Below are 18171 nucleotides of genomic sequence, written 5' to 3'. Positions count from 1 at the left end.
CTTCCTTTTTAATATTTAATTAAGAACCTCTCGCTGAATCAACTGAACAATTTTGGAAGCTTGAACAGCGCTATTCTTATTTTTTAAAATGAACTGTCTAGCAACCTCTCCCTTCATTTTTAATTCACTTGGCGATTTGTTAATAATGTTATTAATTGTATTTTTTAAATTGTTATTTTTATCAACTATATATAGGTAATGTTGATATTCTTCTGGAATACACTTTAAATTTGTTGTTAGAAAAGGTGTGCCAGAAACCATATACTCAAAAGTTTTAGATGGAAAGGAATACATTGTATATTCATCTTCAGGATTTCGCGCATTAATTAATAGTGTCGCTCGCTTTTCATATTCAAACACTTCGGAACGAGGCTTAAATCCAAAAAATTTAACTCTTCGGTCTCTCATCGACAGCTGCTCAATGTACTCTCTCATATCCCCATCTCCAAATAACCAGAGCTCTAAATCATCATCATGAATTTGTTCAAATGCATCTAAAATATTCTTCACTCCATATTCGAAAGCAAGCGTTCCTGCATACATAACCGCCTTACTTTTTGGCGCTTCAGACAAATCCAAATCATTATTAAAAATACCTTCCATCACAATGAAAGGTTTATTTTTAGGATTCACTTTTTTATTCATCGGCTCAGTAAATAGAACATAACCATCATATTGATGTTCAACAAAATTCACTAATTTCATATAGAGAGGCAGTATCATCCTTTTAAACCATGGCATGTCTTTTTGCCTTTTTAAAGTCAGTATATCAGTTGACATATCTGTAAAAATGTTCACTCGCTTAATACGTAATAGCTTAGCAGCCACAAGTATTCCTAAAGATAGCGGCGTGTAATTAAATGGCGTTAAGATTAGCTTCTGCTTATTTTTACGCTGTTTTATTGACCAGTTGGTAGTAAGAAGCATACCTTGAAAAAAAGAATAGAATTCTTTAATTAAAGGTAAGTTGATTCTAGGTATATATCTAACTGTATCTTTTTGGTTTAATTTTGTTGTTCCTCCTTTAAACTTAAGGAATTTTCCTTTTGGATAGTATGGTTCTTGATATAAATAATGTATATCTATCTGTATATTTTCATACTTTGAAAAGCCCTCTACTAAAGCTGTTTCAAACATGAATTGGGCTACTCGAGAAGGTGTTCTGTTATTATTACATACTTGTTCAAACCATTCTTTGTCACAAAGACTTCCAAAATATAATATATTCATTTCACCTCTTCCCCCAAACATCCCGATTAATCATCCCCGTATAACTCTGTATAATCTTCACAACCTTCACCGACACGTTCTCATCATGATAATCATTGGCCACATACGTCTTTTCATTGTTCTCTCTCATTGCACGGCTTAGCTCGACCGCTTGGACGATTTCTTTCTCTGTAATGCCGCCGATCACAACCGTTCCTTTATCCAGTACTTCTGGACGTTCAGTAGAGGTGCGAATTAAGACACCTGGAAACCCAAGAATGGCGGATTCTTCTGATAACGTGCCACTATCAGATAAAACAGCGAACGCATTTAGCTGTAGTTGATTGTAGTCAAAAAAGCCAAACGGACGTAATTGGCGGACGAGTGGATGGAAGCTAAATCCCCGCTCCTCAATTTTTTTCCAACTGCGCGGATGGGTGGAATAAATAATGGGCAACTGGTACTTTTCAGCAATATGATTGATCGCATTCATCAGCGATAAAAAATTCGCTTCGTGATCAATATTTTCTTCTCGATGGGCTGAGATTAGAATGTATTGTCCTGCTTCTAGTTTCAAATGGTCTAGCACTGGACTGTCGGTAATGCTCGCCATATGTTCGTGCAATACTTCAGCCATTGGTGATCCGGTCACAAAAATATGTTCTTTGCGAATGCCCTCTGACAGCAAGTACCTGCGACTATGTTCTGTATAAGGAAGGTTAATATCGGATACGTGGTCAACAATTTTGCGGTTAATTTCTTCCGGTACGTTTTGATCAAAGCAACGATTTCCTGCTTCCATATGAAAAATAGGGATTTTCAGCCGTTTCGCTGCAACTGCTGAAAGGCAACTGTTCGTATCTCCAAGAATAAGTAAGGCATCTGGCCGTTCTTTTGCCAACACTTCATACGATTTAGCGATAATCTTGCCCATTGTATCTCCAAGATGGTCACCAACTGCATCTAAGTAATAGTCCGGCTCACGCAAGCCTAGCTCTTCAAAGAACACTTGATTTAATGTATAATCCCAGTTTTGTCCTGTATGGACGAGAATATGATCAAAATAACGCTCACACGCTTTCATCGTTTCTGATAAGCGAATGATTTCCGGCCTTGTGCCGACGATCGTCATCACTTTCATTTTCGTCATATCTATACCTCCAAATAGTACGTATCTGGCTGTTCAGGATTGAAAATTTCACAAGCCCAGAATAACGTAATCACTTCATCGTCACCGACATTTTCAATCGAATGTGTGTAGCCGGCTGGAATATCAACGACCTCTGGAATCTCGCCGTCCACTTTGTACTTGATCACTTCATCTGCATCAATTTTACGAAACTTAATGAGCGCTTCCCCTTGAATGACAAGGAACTTCTCTACCTTCGTATGATGCCAGTGGTTTCCTCTCGTAATTCCTGGCTTCGTCTTTGAAATAAAAATTTGGCCCATGCTGTCTGTTTTCAGAAATTCTGCGAGCCAGCCGCGTTGATCGACATTTTTCTTTAGCTTATAAGAAAAATTATCTTCTTCTAAATACGATAAAAAAGTGGCATATAGCGCTCGGTCGAAATCATTTTTCAACGAAGGCATCACTAGCGTTTCTCTATTTTTCTTAAATGCATACAGTTTGTCAGCGAGCTCACCAAGCGTGACTTGATAGGTGACAGGTACATAGCAGAAAGGCTCCTCTCTCGTTGTCCTTCCTTCTAATGCTCGTAAAAATTCGGCCAACACATCATCTATGTAGCATAACGTCAGCTCCGTACTAGGATCATTCACTTGAATCTCTAAATCTCTAGCAATATTATGACAAAAAGTAGCGACGACGCTGTTGTAATTAGGCTTGCACCATTTTCCAAAAAGATTGGGTAGTCGATAAATGTAAAACGGACTATTCATTTCGTCACCGTGAGCGAAAATAAGTGCTTCTGCTGCTCGTTTACTTTGACCATATGGATTGTCTTTTTCCGCTTGGATCGATGAAGTAAAAAGGATTGGTGCAGAGTTATGATTACTTTTTAAAGATTCCAATAATTTAACGGTGAAAACGAAGTTCCCTTCCATAAATTCTTTGTCATCTTGCGGTCGATTGACTCCTGCCAAGTGAAAAACAAACTCACATTCCTTAGTATATTCGTCTAAAAGAGCCGGGTCCGTTTCACGCGTATATTCGAAAATCTCGGTATAGCCCTTATTTTTTAACTCCGCCACTAAGTTCTTGCCAATAAACCCGTTTGCTCCCGTTACTAGTATCTTCATGATTTCCCCAGCCTTTCAATTCTTCTTGGATAAACTCTAGTGTCAGTAACTTCTGCTTCACTTGTTCGATAGTTAACCGCTCCGTATTATGAGAGTTATATTCTTCTGCGATCATGAGCATTTGGTTTCCTTTGGCAAAATACTTATCGTAGTTGAGATCTCGTTGATCAGCAGGTACTCGAAAGAACCCTTCTAGATCATTCGCTACGACATGCTCTTCTCTCGTTAGAAGTGTTTCATATAGCTTTTCACCGTGGCGAGTACCGATGACTTGAATTTCATTGTCAGCGTTAAATAACTCTTTAAGCGCTTGAGCTAAATCGCCGACTGTACTGGCTGGTGATTTTTGCACCATAATGTCCCCTGCTTTCGCCTGATGAAAAGCAAATACAACCAGCTCCACAGCTTCCTCTAAACTCATTAAAAACCTCGTCATATTTGGGTCGGTAACTGTCAATGGCTTGCCATTTTTAATCTGCTCAACAAATAATGGAATGACAGAACCGCGAGAAGCCATCACATTGCCATATCTCGTTCCACAAATTAGCGTTCGTTCTGGAGAGACTGTTTTCGATTTAGCCACAAATACTTTTTCCATCATTGCTTTAGAAATTCCCATCGCATTAATCGGATAAGCGGCTTTATCAGTCGATAAACAAATCACCTTCTCGACCCCATATTCGATGGCCGCTGTTAGCACGTTTTCCGTTCCGATAATATTCGTTTTCACTGCTTCAAGAGGAAAGAACTCGCAGGAAGGTACCTGCTTTAGAGCCGCTGCATGAAAAATAAAGTGGACACCATGCATCGCATTTTTCACACTAGCTAAGTCGCGCACATCTCCTATATAAAACTTGAGCTTGTCATTTTTATAACGTTTTCTCATATCATCCTGCTTTTTCTCATCACGAGAAAAAATTCGAATTTCTTGAATATCTGAATCTAAAAACCGTTCCATCACCGCATGGCCAAACGAACCTGTGCCACCAGTGATCATTAATGTTTTATCTTTAAACACTTCATCTCACCCCCGCTAATAAATGCTTTAACAAAATATCTGCTGCTTTCCTCACATCATAATGTTGCTCCAAATACAATCTTCCATTACCTCCCATTTCTTCTCGCAATCGTTTATTCATCGCAAGTCTTGCAGCATACATCATAAAACTCTCGAGATCACCGCTTTCACACCAAAAGCCACTATTGGATTCTATCAATACATCCTTTAAATCCGTCTGTCGATCCGTCGCAGCTAAGATTGGGAGCGAATACTCCATGTAAGACAAAACCCTTGAAGGAAAGTTCGGAATCGTAAACCTATTGTCTAAAAAAATCAAACCAACATCCGTGATTTGTAGCAATTGATCGTATTCCTCTTTAGGGAGATAGGGCAATAAAGTGACATTAGGGTTGTTCAATACTTTAAGAGCGGCTCGAACCTTTTCATACTCCGTCCCAGAACCAACAATGATTAGATGGCCTGCATCAAAGTGAGCTGCCACTTCTAACAAAAAGTTGATCCCTTGTGGCTTCCCTAAATTTCCTCCATAAATAAACAAAGTAGAATGTTGAGGGATTTGATATTTTTCCAACAGGTGGCTATGTTTTGTTTTCCTGACGATTCTGTTGATCGGATCAATACAGTTAGGAAAAATCTCTAACTTTTTCTTGTCGATGTTGTTATACCTCGCAATATAGTCGACATTCGCTGGCGACATACAGCCAATGTGATCTGATAGCTCATACAGCTTTTTTTCTTTGTTTCTGAAATACCGCCACATGAGTCCACCTTTTTGCATCAACTCGATATCGACCGCATTTTGAGGAAAAATATCTTTCAATAGTAAATACGTCTTACTTTGATGATGCCCCTTAAAATACCGCACCACCTTTTCAAACGTAATTGGCGGAGTGGAATACATCACTAAATCAAACTCAATGTTTCCAAAGTGCTCTTGAATCGCTTGAAGATATTGCCTCTCTATACTTAAAGTAGACAGCCCTTTTTCGATCAAATTCGTTTTCGTTATATTTCCAGTTTTCACTTTTAATAGATAAATATAGTCTTCTCTCACTAACTCCGTCGGTAAATTCTTTCTTTTTTCCCTCGGAGTCACCACATACATATGGACACCTCTATAAGCAAGCTCTCGAACAAGATCCGTGTAAATTCCCCTCTCACTCACACTCTCCATACTCGATAACGTCAAAAACAAAACATTCACCCTACCACCCTCTTCCCTCAACTAAAATCACATAAAAAAACTACTAATAAAAACGCACAAAAAATGAGCTTTTATTAATAGTTTTGATCGAAAAGCGGAGCCGACTGTTTAGACACGAAAAGCAAATGACGGAATGACGAAATGGCGTTCTTCAGCCATGCAGTCAGGCTGGCATTTGACTCGAGTGTCTAGGAAGCGTAGCTGGACATCCGAAATGCGGAAGGCGCTTGCTCATCGGCGACAAGCAAAAGACGAGCCGGCTGAAAGGTTGTTCTTTAACCTTTTGGACGGATTGGTTTTTGACCTCAAGCCGATAGCGCCTGTAGCTGGACAACTCGAAATACGGAGCCGACTGCTCAGACACGAAAAATACATTCAAAAAATGGGCATCTAACCCGTCCTCACGCTATACTATCGACGACTCGCGTCTAAGGCGATGATTCATACTCGCCCACAGTATAACCGAGTGCCTCCATTGATAGTGGTGAGGAGACATTACCAGTTATTGCTTTTCGTTTAAAGTATGCTTAACGAAAAGTCTCTCTTCATAGACATGTATCCTGCTCTACTTTTGGCTATAATAATAATCGTAGCCAGATTTCTTGTTGCTCATATTATTTAGCACAACACCGAGTAATTTCGATTGGGCTGATTGCAATACTTCCTTTGCTTTCATGGCTGTATCTGCGTTTGTTTGTCCACTGCTCACAACGAGAATAGAGGCATCACATTGGTTCGCTACCACTTGCGCATCTGTCACTAATAAAACCGGAGGAGTATCGAATATAACCACCTCATATTCTTGGTAAACCTCTTGAAGAAACTCTGCCATCATATAAGACCCGAGTAATTCGGCTGGATTTGGTGGAATGGGACCAGAGCATAGAATATGTAACTGATCCAGCTGTGATTGCTGCACGGTAGCCGATAACGCTTTTTGCTTCGTTAAAACGTTCGTTAAACCTACACTATTAAAAATATTGAACGTATGATGCATCGTTGGCTTTCGCAAATCAGCATCCACTAATAACACCTTTTTCCCTTGCTGAGCAAAGACGATAGCTAGATTAGCTGCCGTTGTAGATTTTCCTTCTCCCGGACTTGGAGATGTCACCATTAATGAACGAATTTCCTGACCGATAGAGGAAAAAGTAATATTCGTCCGAATTGTGCGATATTGCTCGGAAATAGGTGATTTAGGATTTAAAAACGTCACTAATTTACGTCGGATGACATCCAGATCATTTTTTTTTCGTCTGTTAAAAATCAATCGACTCACCTCTTACTAGCTTATTTTTTGAACGGAGCTTCTTCATTTGTCCCTTAGGTGTTGCAATATTGGAAATCATTCCAATGACCGGTAAACTAAGGGCTTGTTCTACATCTTGCTCAGACTTCATCGTTTGATCTAAATATTCGAGTAAAAAGGCTAGTACAACGCTGATCATTAAGCCAATAACAAAACCAATTGCAATATTTAACAACGGCTGTGGCTTCACAGGTGCTATTTCCTTTGACCCTTCCGCTTTCGCTAAAATACTGACATTATTAACGTTCATAATTTTTACAATTTCTTTTTGAAACACAGTAGCCACTTCATTCGCAATCATAGCTGCTCTTTCGGGATCGGGATCTTGAACCGTAATATTCACTACCTGCGAATAGGTTTCATTTTGGACATTAATTTGATTATTCAATTCACTAGATGTCACATTGAGCTTTAAGTTCGCTATCACCTTGTCTAAAATAGCTGGGCTTTTAATGATGACATTATAGGTATTAATGAGTTGCAAATTTGTTTGCACAGATGCTGGTTCATACAACTGCTGTTCCGTTTTTGCTTGATTGACGAGTAATTGCGTAGACGTTTCATACACAGGAGTTAAAACAAAATAACTAATTACACCACTCAACAAAGTAAACAATATAGTAATGCTTAAAATTAACTTCACACGCTTCCAAACAATATTGGTCAATTCACGTAAACTAATTGTTTCCCCCATACTTTCGCCTGCCCCCAACTTTTTGATTTTTCTCCCGGCGTCGTTCATTTAAAAGAATATTTTGTTCTTTATTTAGAACAACTTTATAAGAGGAGTATATCATAATCAATAGGATTAAATAATAGGTAGATCGGCTTATTTATTCGTTATAAAGAACAACGTTCAGTTTTTAATCTCTTCATTTAAAAAGCTGAAACCTTCTCTCTTTCCCAATCGTATGTAAATAAAAAAGGAGGAAATTCCATGTCACAATATGCATTTGAAGCACAAACACCGAACCTTATGGGTTCTGTTTTGAGAACATTTGTATTTTCTTTAACGATTGCCGTCATTGGAATGCTCATGGGAACGATGGTTCCGCCAGCATTGTTTCTGCCATTAGTTATCATTGAAATTGGTATGTTACTGGCTGCTTTCTTTTTACGTAAAAGAAAAATGGTCGGATATACGTTTTTATATGTGTTCACCTTTATCTCGGGGATCACAACCTATCCGATTGTTGCTCATTATTTAGCAACTTCCGGCGCACAAGTAGTTGTAGGTGCGTTCGCTTCAACGGTTGTCGTTTTCGGAGTGATGGCGATTGCCGGATTGAAAACGAAGAAAGACCTTTCATTTTTGAGTGGCATTTTATTAACGGTTTTATTAGCTTTAATCACATTGTCGATCATGAATCTGTTCTGGCCGTTTTCTTCTACTGCCATGTTCGTTTATTCATTAATTGGGACGGTGCTATTTTCCGCTTATATCATGTACGACTTTAACCAAATGAAACGGATGACTATTACAGAAGAAATGATTCCGCTACTTGCCTTAAATCTGTACCTGGATTTCATTAATTTATTTATTAACCTTTTACGAGTGATTGGATTTTTGAGCAAGGATTAACAAAAAGAGGTGTACCCAAATCTTTGGAATTGGGTACACCTCTTTTAAGGTTTAAATAAGTTTATATGGAAAGAGTATGATTATGCGGTAAACTATAAGGAAGAGACAAGGTTGATAAAGGAGGAATTGGGTATGACCATCCAATCAACGGCAAAAATGATACAAAAGAAAGGCTTTTTCTCATGAGCAAAAAAGAAATTGCAGGCATTGTGGCATCAAACGGCATCGCCATTGCCAAAGCCTTCCGATTAGAAAGCCCAGAGTTCATCATTGAAAAAATAGCAGTAGTCGATACATTAGCTGAAGTGACGCGCTTTGAACAAGCGGTTGCTACATCCATATCGGACCTAGAAATCATTAAAGAGCATACTCATAAACAACTAGGTGAGGAGCAAGCAGCGATTTTTGCCGCTCAGCTGCTCCTATTAAGTGATCCAGAATTCATTGATCCAATTAAAGAAAAAATCACTTCCGAGCAAGTTAATGCCGAGTTTGTTTTAAACGAAGTCTCTTCCACATTTGTTCACTTGTTCGAATCGATGGAAGATGCCTATATGAGGGAACGGGCAGACGATATTCGTGATGTCACCAAGCGCGTATTGGCTCACCTTTTACACGTAAACTCTACTGATTTAAAGACGATTACGGAAGAGGTCATCATTGTTGCTAAAGATTTACCTCCCTCCACCACTGCACAATTAAATCGACAATTTGTCAAAGGCTTTATAACGGATAATGGTGGACGGACTTCTCATTCTGCGATTATGGCTCGTTCAATGGAGCTTCCAGCGGTTGTTGGTACGAAAAGAGGCACGACACGCATCCAACATGGGGACATCGTAATTGTCGATGGGATCGACGGAAAAATTATCGTGAACCCAACAGCACAGATGATTAAAAAATATGAAGAAAAAAAATTAGCCTATGAAGCCAAAAAAGCGAAATGGGCACAACTTATACATGAACAAACGGTATCAGCTGATGGGCATCTAATCGAATTAGCGGCCAACATCGGGACGCCAGCCGATGTGAAAGGGGCACTCGAAAACGGCGCTGAAGGTATCGGGTTATATCGGACGGAGTTTTTATACATGGGGCGCGATAGCTTTCCGACAGAGGAAGAGCAATTTGACGCTTATAAAACGGTGTTAGAGCGCATGAATGGAAAACCCGTGATCGTTCGGACACTAGATATCGGTGGCGATAAAGAGCTACCATATATCTCTCTTCCTAAAGAGAAAAACCCCTTTTTAGGATTTTGCGCCATCCGCTTCTCTTTAAGTATGCAAGATATGTTTAGAACTCAATTACGAGCACTATTACGGGCGAGCACATATGGTCATTTAAAAATTATGTTCCCGATGATCGCCACACTAAATGAATTGCGACAAGCCAAAGCCATTTTAGTAGAAGAAAAAGAAAAACTGCAAGCCGAGGGCATCAAGATAGCGAAGCAAATAGATATCGGCATCATGGTTGAAATTCCCTCCACCGCTATCATGGCCGATCTATTCGCCAAAGAAGTGGATTTCTTCTCAATCGGAACGAATGATTTAATTCAATACACACTAGCAGCGGATCGCTTAAACGAAAACGTGTCCTATTTGTACCAACCTTATCATCCGGCCCTTCTGCGCTTAATCAAACATGTGATTGATGCTGCCCACAATGAAGGGAAATGGGTCGGCATGTGTGGAGAGATGGCAGGAGACGAACTAGCGATTCCAATTCTGCTTGCATTAGGTTTGGATGAATTCTCGATGAGTGCGACTTCGATCTTAAAGGCTCGCTCACAAATCATGCAGCTTTCTAAAGTTAATTGGAGCGAGCATATCGAACATATTTTGTCGATGTCGACAGCGGAAGAAGTGGTAGCGTTTATTAAAGAACAATATTGACGCTTGAATTAGCTTTCCGCTTAGCCAAGGGTCCTCGGTGTAACCGTAGATACGTTATTTTTCCTGAATAACACAACAAGAGCATGTTTTGAACAATAGTTATTCAAAACATGCTCTGTCTACTCTTTATCGAAAATTCATCGGAAAGGCATTCACGTCTACATCGAAAATGACCGGTAAACCAATATAGATGGCTCCAACAATAAGGACAATCGCAATAATATTGACCCAAAAGCCGGCTCGCATCATTTCGCTAATCTTAATTTTTCCTGTGGCAAAAATGATCGCATTCGGCGGTGTACCAACTGGTAGCATGAACGCACAGTTCGCAGCCATTGCAGCGGCCATCATTAAAGCAAATGGATGAACATCAATCGCCATCGCCAATGCCGCAAGAACTGGCATAATCATCGTAGCCGTAGCAGTGTTTGATGTAATCTCTGTTAAGAACAACACAAAAGCTGTCACGAATACAAGAACAAGGAATAGCGGAAACGCCTCTAATACCGTCAACTGATCACCAAGCCAAGTGGCAAGACCCGTCTCTTTAAATCCAGCAGCAATCGCTAATCCGCCACCAAACAGTAAAAGAACACCCCAAGGTAAGTCGCGTGAAACCGTCCAGTCTAACAACGCTCCACCTGTTCGTTTAGAGGGTAAAATGAATAATAATATTGCAGCGAAAATAGCAATCATCGTATCACTAATGCCCGGAATCACAATAAAGTTTTCATTTTGCCATAAGAACGTTCGCGTCACCCACATGAAAGCAGCAAACAAAAAGACTGAAAGCACAAGCTTCTCTTCTAAGCTCATTGCCCCTAACTTTTTCTTTTCTTCACGAATCAACTCCATACCGCCTGGTAACTCTTTAAATTTAATCGGAAAGGCAATATTTACTAAATAAAACCAAGTGAAAATTAATGAAATCAATACGACAGGAGCCGCCATTAACATCCAATCAGCGAATGAAACTGTCACACCGTAAAAGCTTTCAATCGCGCCTGCCATAATAATATTGGGTGGTGTTCCGATCAACGTCCCTAACCCACCAATCGTTCCTGAGAAACCAATTCCAAAAATCACTGTTTTTTCAAAGCTTTTAATATCAATCGACTTATCGCCAGACTGTTTAACGATTTGAGCTGCTTGATATGTAATCGCTGTTCCAATCGGTACCATCATCATCACTGCCGCTGTATTCGATACCCACATCGATAAAAAACCAGTCGCAATCATAAAACCTAGCACGATTCTTTTCGAGTCTGTTCCCATAACCGAAACAATATTCATCGCAATCCGACGATGCAAATCCCACCGTTCCATCGCCATCGCAATTATAAAGCCACCGAGGAATAAAAAGACCATCGGATCACCGTAAGCAGCCGTTGCTACTTTACCATCCACTGCTTCGGTAATCGGTAATAAAATCAGTGGCAATAGTGACGTCACTGGAATAGGAATCGCCTCTGTAATCCACCAAGTAGCAACCCATACCGTTGTTGCAAGAACCGCTCGAGCTTCAGTCGTTAGTCCTTCTGGTAAAAAAAACAATTGAATTAATGTAAACAATAACGGTCCAAGGAACAAACCAACCCATTGGACTTTCGTCATCGACCGTCTATTGGGCTCATTCGGCTCTCCTTGCTTCGTTGAAGATGAATGATGTTGCATCTCTACTACTTTACTTTCTTTTTTTGCCGAGAAAAAAAGAAGCTGTTTTATTTTATCATGTGCATTCCAGCATTCTTGCCAAACCATCGCTGTTAACTGACTCATCGGTGACCCCCCTCTTAATATCTAATTTAAGAGTAAAGGATTTCACAGAAAAAAAGAGATTAAATAAGCAAAGAAATAGTTTTGAAAATAAAAAAAGCAAACGCTTTCAATCTATATACGATCGCACTTGATCCTGTTTTTGCTTCAAAATTCGACACCTTGTTTGCGGACGACCAACCGACCCGTACGAAACCCGCTCTTCTAACACGCCGATTTCCTGCAAAAACGATAAGTATTTACGAACAGAGACTCGTGATACACCTGAATGAAAGGAAATGTCATCAGCTGAGAAATCGTCCTCTGTCCACTTTTCCACCGACAACCAAACAAGCTTTAACGTTTCTTTCGTCAGCCCTTTCGGTAATACTTTTCGAATAGCCTTCTTCTCTTTTGAAAAAAAGAGCTCATCAATCTCTCCTTGATTCACTTCACTCGAACGCACATACATCTCATATCGACGTTGATAAGAAAGAAGAGCTTGCTGGAAACGGTCAAATTGGAAAGGCTTCATTAAATAATCTACCGCCCCATACTGTAACGCTTTACGAACACTTGCCATATCATTCGCTGCACTAATCACAATGACATCAATACTTTTATTCAATAGGCGAATGTTCTTCAACAATTCCAACCCTGTCATCCCAGGCATATATATATCTAGTAAAATTAAATCTGGACGATTCGCCTGTATCTCTTGTAGAGCCGCTTCCGGCGCATTAGCAATCGCTTGCACGTGAAACCCCGGAATTGCCTCGACGTATTGTTGATTAATTTGCGCGACCATTGGATCATCTTCTGCAATTAATACTTGAATCAACGCTCTCTACTCTCCTTTCTAATCGGAACATTCACTTCTATAATCGTTCCTTTTCCCTTTTCAGACGTCACATAAATCTGTCCTTGTAGCTCTTGAATCGTTTCTTTTACAAGATATAGCCCGAAGCCATGTCCTTCTCCTTTTTCAGACATGCCTTTTCTAAATGCCTCATCGACGTGATCCATCCCTTTTCCATGATCTTTCACTTCGATTGTGAGCACTTCTTCTTCATACCCGAGAAACACCGTCACAGGTCGCCCCTGCTTCGGAGTCGCCTCCAATGCATTGTCCACTAAGTTGCCGATAATCGTAATTAAGTCATGCGTCAACGAAGAGCTAGAAATATTCGGCATAAAAGAATCTTCCGTTAACATTAATTCTTTCTCTTGTTCATGACAATAACTCATTTTCGCTAGTAAAAATCCGGCAATCACCGGATCTTGAATCCGTCTTGATAAATAACCGATGCTGTCTTGATAACGCACATTCAACTCTTCAATATAAGCAGGAAGCGCATCATATCTCTCCATGTGCACCATTCCTAAAATGACGTGCAGACGATTCATAAATTCATGCGTTTGCGCACGTAACGCTTCCGCATACATCTCAGTCCCACTTAATCGCTCCGCTAATTTCTTCATTTCAGTTTTATCACGAATCGTCGCGACTGCGCCGATAATTTGACCATCCACATATAATGGAGAGCGATTCACAAAGAAGACCACATCGTTTACTTCTACTTCTTCATCCACAATCACCTGTCCATTGGTTACCGTTTGCCCTAAATTCATCTTCGGTAACATCGTTCGTTCCGATTGTCCAACGAAAGGGCCTGTCACACCTGCTTTTTCGAGCAGGCGAACCGCTGCTTCATTCATTAATGTCACCATGCCATAACGATCGACCGCCACAATCCCTTCATGCGTCGATTCAATCAATATCTCTCGTTCCTCAAGCAATCTAGCAATTTCCATCGGCTCAAGCCCAAACATCACCTTGCGCACACGGCGGCCGAGATATAAGGCCCCACCAATTCCAACGATTAAGCCGGCTCCTAGCCCAACGTAAATCACTTGTTGGTCAGAGTGAATAGCTTCCTGTATATGGACTAGTGTCATTCCAACAGCTACCGACCCTATTTGATTCCCTTCTTGATCAAAAACAGGTGTAAAATAACGCAACGATTTGCCAAGAGACCCTTCAGCAATGGATAAACACTCTTCTCCATTTAATGCTTTTTGCACATCATTCCCTTGAAAAGGCTGACCGATTTTCTCCGGGTTCGGGTGGGATTTACGCATACCTTGCTGATCAAATACTGTAATGAAATCAACATTTAATTCTTTTCGTACCTGTTCCACATGAGGTTGAATTTGTTGCTCTTTCGCTTGATTTGCTAACCCTTCGCGAACGACCGTTGATTCGGCCAATAACCGCGACGTCATCGTTACCGTCTTCTCAATTTGCTCCCTCGTTTTCTTCTCCGTCTGATGGGCAATTAGTCCATTCGTAATCGTTAGCGCCAATACGACAACGACCACAACGAGACCGACAATGAGAGCTCGTAACGTCAATTTCTTCTTGATGTTCAAAATCATTTCCTCCATTAAACAAATCCACTTACTCTGTCCTCAAAGTATGAGAAACACTTACTTTTTACTTTCCTATATTATAACACTCGTACCGTTCAAAATTATAAAGAACATTTGACGCTTATTTTACTTATTCAACAGGAAAAAACATTCTCAGGCAAGTCGGGAAAATGCACCTTTGATTCAGCAGAAAAGTGCGAGATACATAAAAAAAGCATTCTGTTCTATAACAAAATGCTTAGTTGCATATGAAGGATTTAACAAAGACAAAATGAAGAATACCTACAAAAACAAGAGTGTTAAGCTCTAGAAAAGCCCAAGGAACTTCTTTTTAAGACGTACTGGTGGTTCTTTCTGAATATGTTGACCGCTTATAATCATTTCGGCATTTTCTTGAAAGTAAAAACGGTAATCGCTCCCGAGTTGTGATTGTAGTTTTTCATATGCCTCTGTTAGATGGAAAGGGCGAGTGGTCGTGTTGTGGGCATCCGATGCGATGAAGTGAGTTAAGTTGGCTTCGATAAGTTGTTCTGTAAATCGTTTAATTCTTTTTCCAAAATAACCGATATAAGAGGAAGCGGTTATTTGCGTTAAGGTACCATTTTTGACAAGCTTGTACAACTTATCAGGATGCTCAAGAATTTCTTGATTCCGCTCAGGATGAGCAATAATTGGAAGAAGTCCTTTCATATGAAGATCAAATAGCAATTTTTCCGCGTATTGTGGAATATAACCAGAAGGAAATTCAATCAGTACATATTTGGAATTTCCACCTACAGTAAGCAACTCATTATTTTCGAAATCTTCAATTATTTCTCCATACATTCGAATCTCTTGTCCAGGTAAAATTTCTACATTCACCCCTGCATTCTTTAATTCATGATTTAAGTTAGCAACGTGAAGTAAAATATTAGTTTTCTTATTTTCATAGATACCATTTTTATGATGTGGGGTCGCAACAATCTTTGTAATTCCTTGTTTCTCGGCCATTTTAGCCATCGATAAACTACTCGCATTCGATTTAGCGCCATCGTCTAAACAAGATAGAATATGACAGTGAAGATCGATCATAGCGTTTTCTCCTCCCTTACTCTTATGTAACTTTGTGAATAAACTAAAGTAAGCTAGTAAATAGAAAACACACAGCTTATAGGCCGTGTGTTTTTCGTCTAGGTGTGGTTGATGTTATTGAATGCCTAAGTGTTGTTTCAACATATCAGAGATTCGTTCTTTTTCTTCATCAGACACTAGGTAGTAATAGACACCGTTCATTTTTTTGTTTGTTCCTTCAATTGTTTCTTGTTGGATGTTGTTTCTGGCTGAAGCATAGTTCTTCTGGATGTTCATCATTTCGTCTACCGTTAAATTCGTTTGCACATTCTTTTGCAGAGCACCTAAAATTTCGTTGTATTTTAACACCGATGTCATGCTAGCCCCTTTGTCAAGAATGCCTTGAATCACCTGGCGTTGGCGAGCTTGTCGACCGAAATCACCTTGTGGATCTTCATAGCGCATACGTGTATATTTCAGCGCCTCTTCCCCCGTTAAAGTGATCATTCCTTTTGGAAAAGTTTCACCATCATAAGTAAAAGCAAATGTATTTTCTACTTCAATGCCACCAACAGCATCGACTAAATCTTTAAAACCATCCATATTGATTTCCACATAGTAATCAACGGGTACATCGAGAAATTGCTCCACTGTTTTTGCCGACATATCGACTCCGCCAAAAGCATAGGCATGATTGATTTTATCCTCAGTTCCTTTGCCTACGATTTTAACACGCGTATCACGTGGGATGCTGAGCATTTTCACAGAGTTTTCTTCACCGTTAACGGACATCAGTAACATCGTATCTGAGCGTCCTCGGTCACCTTCTCGCTCATCGACCCCTAACAGTAAAATGGTAAATGCATCTTTATTTTTCAAGGAAACTTCTTCTTCACGCTTTTCAGATTTCTTCAGCGCATGTTCATTGACAATGCCGTCTAAAGCGTTGTTGATCACCGAATATGCTGCAAAAATTGCGCCTCCCCCAATCGCCAATATAAGCAACAAAACAATAAGAAAAAGCTTTTTCTTACTTTTCTTCCTTCTAGACCTTGATCTTCTTTCCATCCAAATTTTGCTCCTTTATTAATGTACGTACCTATCCTTTAGAATAGCATGAAAATGGAAATGAGAGAAGGAAGGTGCCTGTCACTCCCTGGTTTTTGTCAATTTATGTAGATGATGAGGGTACGACTGAATGTGACTATTTCTTAACTGATTAGTCAAACGAGCTACCACACATTAGCAGTACAAACAATGTGTTTTTTTAATTCATGAATAAATTGTCGGCATTTATTTTCCGCTTCCTTGACATTGTTTCCGGTGAAGATGACATGGCCATAGTGGTCGATGCTCGATTGGAGTTTGGAGATTTCCTGATTTTCTGAAAACTTTAGAGCGAAATCTGCTGGGTGATATTTTTTATGAAGTAGAGAGAGATCTCCTGTTTTTTCGAGAATGCCATTTTCGTCAAAATGGATAAATTGAACGGCTACTGCTTTCGTTTGGGTGACAGGTGAGCAGTTAGGCTTTTGCCCGCTCGCTAATTGCACAGTGAGAGAGACAAGATCAATTCCTGAATGTAACTTGATGAGTTCAGGTATTTGATGAGCAGCCAGTCTAGCCCCGATTTCAACAATGAAGGGTGTGCCGTCAGCAGTCATCATGATATCAAAATGGCAAGGACCATTTTTGATACCTAAACTATTGAGAGCCTTTTCGCATTCACTTTGCACTCTTTTCACCTGATTCTTAGATAGAAGTGATGGAAACGAGTGACCGATTTGGACCATTTGTTTCACTTTGTCATTGTGAAGAAAACAATAAACCATTTCTCCATCCACACTAAACGACAAAGCCCCAAATTCAAACCCTTGGACAAACTCCTCAACGATTACATTTCCACTAGGGCTGAACTGCATCGCATATTGAACAGCTTGATCTAATTCAGTAATGTTTGTAATTTTACTAATTCCTCGACTACCTGAGCTATCCGTCGGTTTCACGATATAGTTTTTTGTTTGTATCGCTACTTGTAATTGAGTCTTCACCCTTATTAAATCGACCGAATGACTAATTTTATAAAATGGAGGAGTGAACATTTGATGAGCGGCAAACTTTTTTCGCATTTCATATTTGTCAGCCACAACATGTATAAGTCCTTCCCCTTGCATGGGCAAATTCAACTTTTCATTCACATAGCAGCTAGTAGGCACAGCTAAGTCATTGGACATCGTCATCGATCCGACTACCTTATATTTACGCGCCACCCGTTCTACTCTACTAAAATCGGTTATATCGACACACTCGAAATAATCGGCTTTACTCGCTCCAATGCAGCTCGGATCATTAGAAACGACCACCGCATGCATCCCAAGTGCTTGAGCTTTCTCAATTGCGGGCACTTGCCCCACACTACCTCCTAAAACTAAGAGGTTCTTTTTCATA

At 39.9% G+C, this 18171-nt stretch carries 15 protein-coding genes; 2 read left to right on the top strand and 13 right to left on the bottom strand.

All coding sequences use genetic code 11. The annotated features are described in order from the left end of the window. Window positions 1–15: 15 nt before the first annotated feature. The 7 genes from CEF22_RS02310 to CEF22_RS02275 all read right to left on the bottom strand — a co-directional run bounded on the left by CEF22_RS02310 (window position 16) and on the right by CEF22_RS02275 (window position 7699). Window positions 16–1230 (bottom strand): glycosyltransferase, encoded by a 1215-nt coding sequence (locus CEF22_RS02310; protein WP_100401588.1) that lies wholly within the window; start codon window positions 1228–1230, stop codon window positions 16–18. A gap of 1 nt (window position 1231) precedes the next feature. Next, window positions 1232–2359, bottom strand: a complete 1128-nt coding sequence (gene wecB, locus CEF22_RS02305; protein ID WP_100401587.1) for a non-hydrolyzing UDP-N-acetylglucosamine 2-epimerase — start codon at window positions 2357–2359, stop codon at window positions 1232–1234. Between the two features lie 2 nt (window positions 2360–2361). Continuing rightward, a complete protein-coding gene (locus CEF22_RS02300) occupies window positions 2362–3471 on the bottom strand; it encodes a capsular polysaccharide biosynthesis protein CapF (protein ID WP_100401586.1) in 1110 nt (369 codons plus the stop codon). Next, window positions 3404–4489 (bottom strand): polysaccharide biosynthesis protein, encoded by a 1086-nt coding sequence (locus tag CEF22_RS02295; RefSeq protein WP_100401585.1) that lies wholly within the window; start codon window positions 4487–4489, stop codon window positions 3404–3406. The genes CEF22_RS02300 and CEF22_RS02295 overlap by 68 nt, the downstream gene beginning before the upstream one ends. Before the next feature lies 1 nt (window position 4490). Then, window positions 4491–5696, bottom strand: coding sequence for a glycosyltransferase family 4 protein (locus tag CEF22_RS02290; RefSeq protein ID WP_100401584.1), 1206 nt, complete (start codon window positions 5694–5696; stop codon window positions 4491–4493). Between the two features lie 565 nt (window positions 5697–6261). Continuing rightward, window positions 6262–6966 (bottom strand): CpsD/CapB family tyrosine-protein kinase, encoded by a 705-nt coding sequence (locus tag CEF22_RS02280; protein ID WP_269799363.1) that lies wholly within the window; start codon window positions 6964–6966, stop codon window positions 6262–6264. Further along, window positions 6956–7699 carry a YveK family protein gene (locus tag CEF22_RS02275; RefSeq protein WP_100401582.1) on the bottom strand — a complete coding sequence of 248 codons (744 nt, stop codon included), beginning with the start codon at window positions 7697–7699 and terminating at the stop codon, window positions 6956–6958. The genes CEF22_RS02280 and CEF22_RS02275 overlap by 11 nt, the downstream gene beginning before the upstream one ends. A 243-nt stretch (window positions 7700–7942) precedes the next feature. On the opposite strand from CEF22_RS02275, the gene CEF22_RS02270 reads away from it, so the two are divergent. Beyond that, window positions 7943–8587 (top strand): Bax inhibitor-1/YccA family protein, encoded by a 645-nt coding sequence (locus CEF22_RS02270; RefSeq protein WP_232726040.1) that lies wholly within the window; start codon window positions 7943–7945, stop codon window positions 8585–8587. Between the two features lie 182 nt (window positions 8588–8769). Continuing rightward, window positions 8770–10485, top strand: a complete 1716-nt coding sequence (gene ptsP, locus CEF22_RS02265) for a phosphoenolpyruvate--protein phosphotransferase (RefSeq protein WP_100401581.1) — start codon at window positions 8770–8772, stop codon at window positions 10483–10485. A gap of 126 nt (window positions 10486–10611) precedes the next feature. Here the strand turns inward: ptsP and CEF22_RS02260 are convergent, their stop codons facing one another. The 6 genes from CEF22_RS02260 to CEF22_RS02235 all read right to left on the bottom strand — a co-directional run bounded on the left by CEF22_RS02260 (window position 10612) and on the right by CEF22_RS02235 (window position 18170). Next, window positions 10612–12264 (bottom strand): SLC13 family permease, encoded by a 1653-nt coding sequence (locus tag CEF22_RS02260; RefSeq protein ID WP_100401580.1) that lies wholly within the window; start codon window positions 12262–12264, stop codon window positions 10612–10614. A gap of 106 nt (window positions 12265–12370) precedes the next feature. Beyond that, window positions 12371–13081 (bottom strand): response regulator, encoded by a 711-nt coding sequence (locus tag CEF22_RS02255; RefSeq protein ID WP_100401579.1) that lies wholly within the window; start codon window positions 13079–13081, stop codon window positions 12371–12373. After that, on the bottom strand, window positions 13078–14673 hold the full coding sequence (gene dcuS / locus CEF22_RS02250) for a DcuS/MalK family sensor histidine kinase (RefSeq protein WP_157843137.1): 1596 nt from the start codon (window positions 14671–14673) through the stop codon (window positions 13078–13080). The genes CEF22_RS02255 and dcuS overlap by 4 nt, the downstream gene beginning before the upstream one ends. Window positions 14674–14979: 306 nt before the next feature. Then, complete coding sequence (locus CEF22_RS02245; protein ID WP_100401577.1) at window positions 14980–15744, bottom strand: tyrosine-protein phosphatase; 765 nt, start codon at window positions 15742–15744, stop codon at window positions 14980–14982. 114 nt (window positions 15745–15858) lie between these two features. Next, on the bottom strand, window positions 15859–16791 hold the full coding sequence (locus tag CEF22_RS02240; protein ID WP_100401576.1) for an LCP family glycopolymer transferase: 933 nt from the start codon (window positions 16789–16791) through the stop codon (window positions 15859–15861). 164 nt (window positions 16792–16955) lie between these two features. After that, window positions 16956–18170, bottom strand: coding sequence for an ATP-grasp domain-containing protein (locus CEF22_RS02235; protein ID WP_100401575.1), 1215 nt, complete (start codon window positions 18168–18170; stop codon window positions 16956–16958). Between the last annotated feature and the right edge of the window lies 1 nt (window position 18171).

Source organism: Bacillus sp. FJAT-42315 (assembly GCF_002797375.1).
Lineage (GTDB): Bacteria > Bacillota > Bacilli > Bacillales > Domibacillaceae > Bacillus_CE.
This window is presented reverse-complemented; position numbering and strand designations above follow the sequence as displayed.

Excerpts from the sequence above, each read along its gene's own strand:
- CEF22_RS02240 (WP_100401576.1), bottom strand. The coding sequence starts at position 16,791 with ATGGAAAGAAGATCAAGGTCTAGAAGGAAGAAAAGTAAGAAAAAGCTT.
- CEF22_RS02300 (WP_100401586.1), bottom strand. The coding sequence starts at position 3,471 with ATGAAGATACTAGTAACGGGAGCAAACGGGTTTATTGGCAAGAACTTA.
- CEF22_RS02245 (WP_100401577.1), bottom strand. The coding sequence starts at position 15,744 with ATGATCGATCTTCACTGTCATATTCTATCTTGTTTAGACGATGGCGCT.
- CEF22_RS02310 (WP_100401588.1), bottom strand. The coding sequence starts at position 1,230 with ATGAATATATTATATTTTGGAAGTCTTTGTGACAAAGAATGGTTTGAA.
- ptsP (WP_100401581.1), top strand. The coding sequence starts at position 8,770 with ATGAGCAAAAAAGAAATTGCAGGCATTGTGGCATCAAACGGCATCGCC.
- CEF22_RS02275 (WP_100401582.1), bottom strand. The coding sequence starts at position 7,699 with ATGGGGGAAACAATTAGTTTACGTGAATTGACCAATATTGTTTGGAAG.
- CEF22_RS02270 (WP_232726040.1), top strand. The coding sequence starts at position 7,943 with ATGTCACAATATGCATTTGAAGCACAAACACCGAACCTTATGGGTTCT.
- CEF22_RS02235 (WP_100401575.1), bottom strand. The coding sequence starts at position 18,170 with ATGAAAAAGAACCTCTTAGTTTTAGGAGGTAGTGTGGGGCAAGTGCCC.
- wecB (WP_100401587.1), bottom strand. The coding sequence starts at position 2,359 with ATGACGAAAATGAAAGTGATGACGATCGTCGGCACAAGGCCGGAAATC.
- CEF22_RS02260 (WP_100401580.1), bottom strand. The coding sequence starts at position 12,264 with ATGAGTCAGTTAACAGCGATGGTTTGGCAAGAATGCTGGAATGCACAT.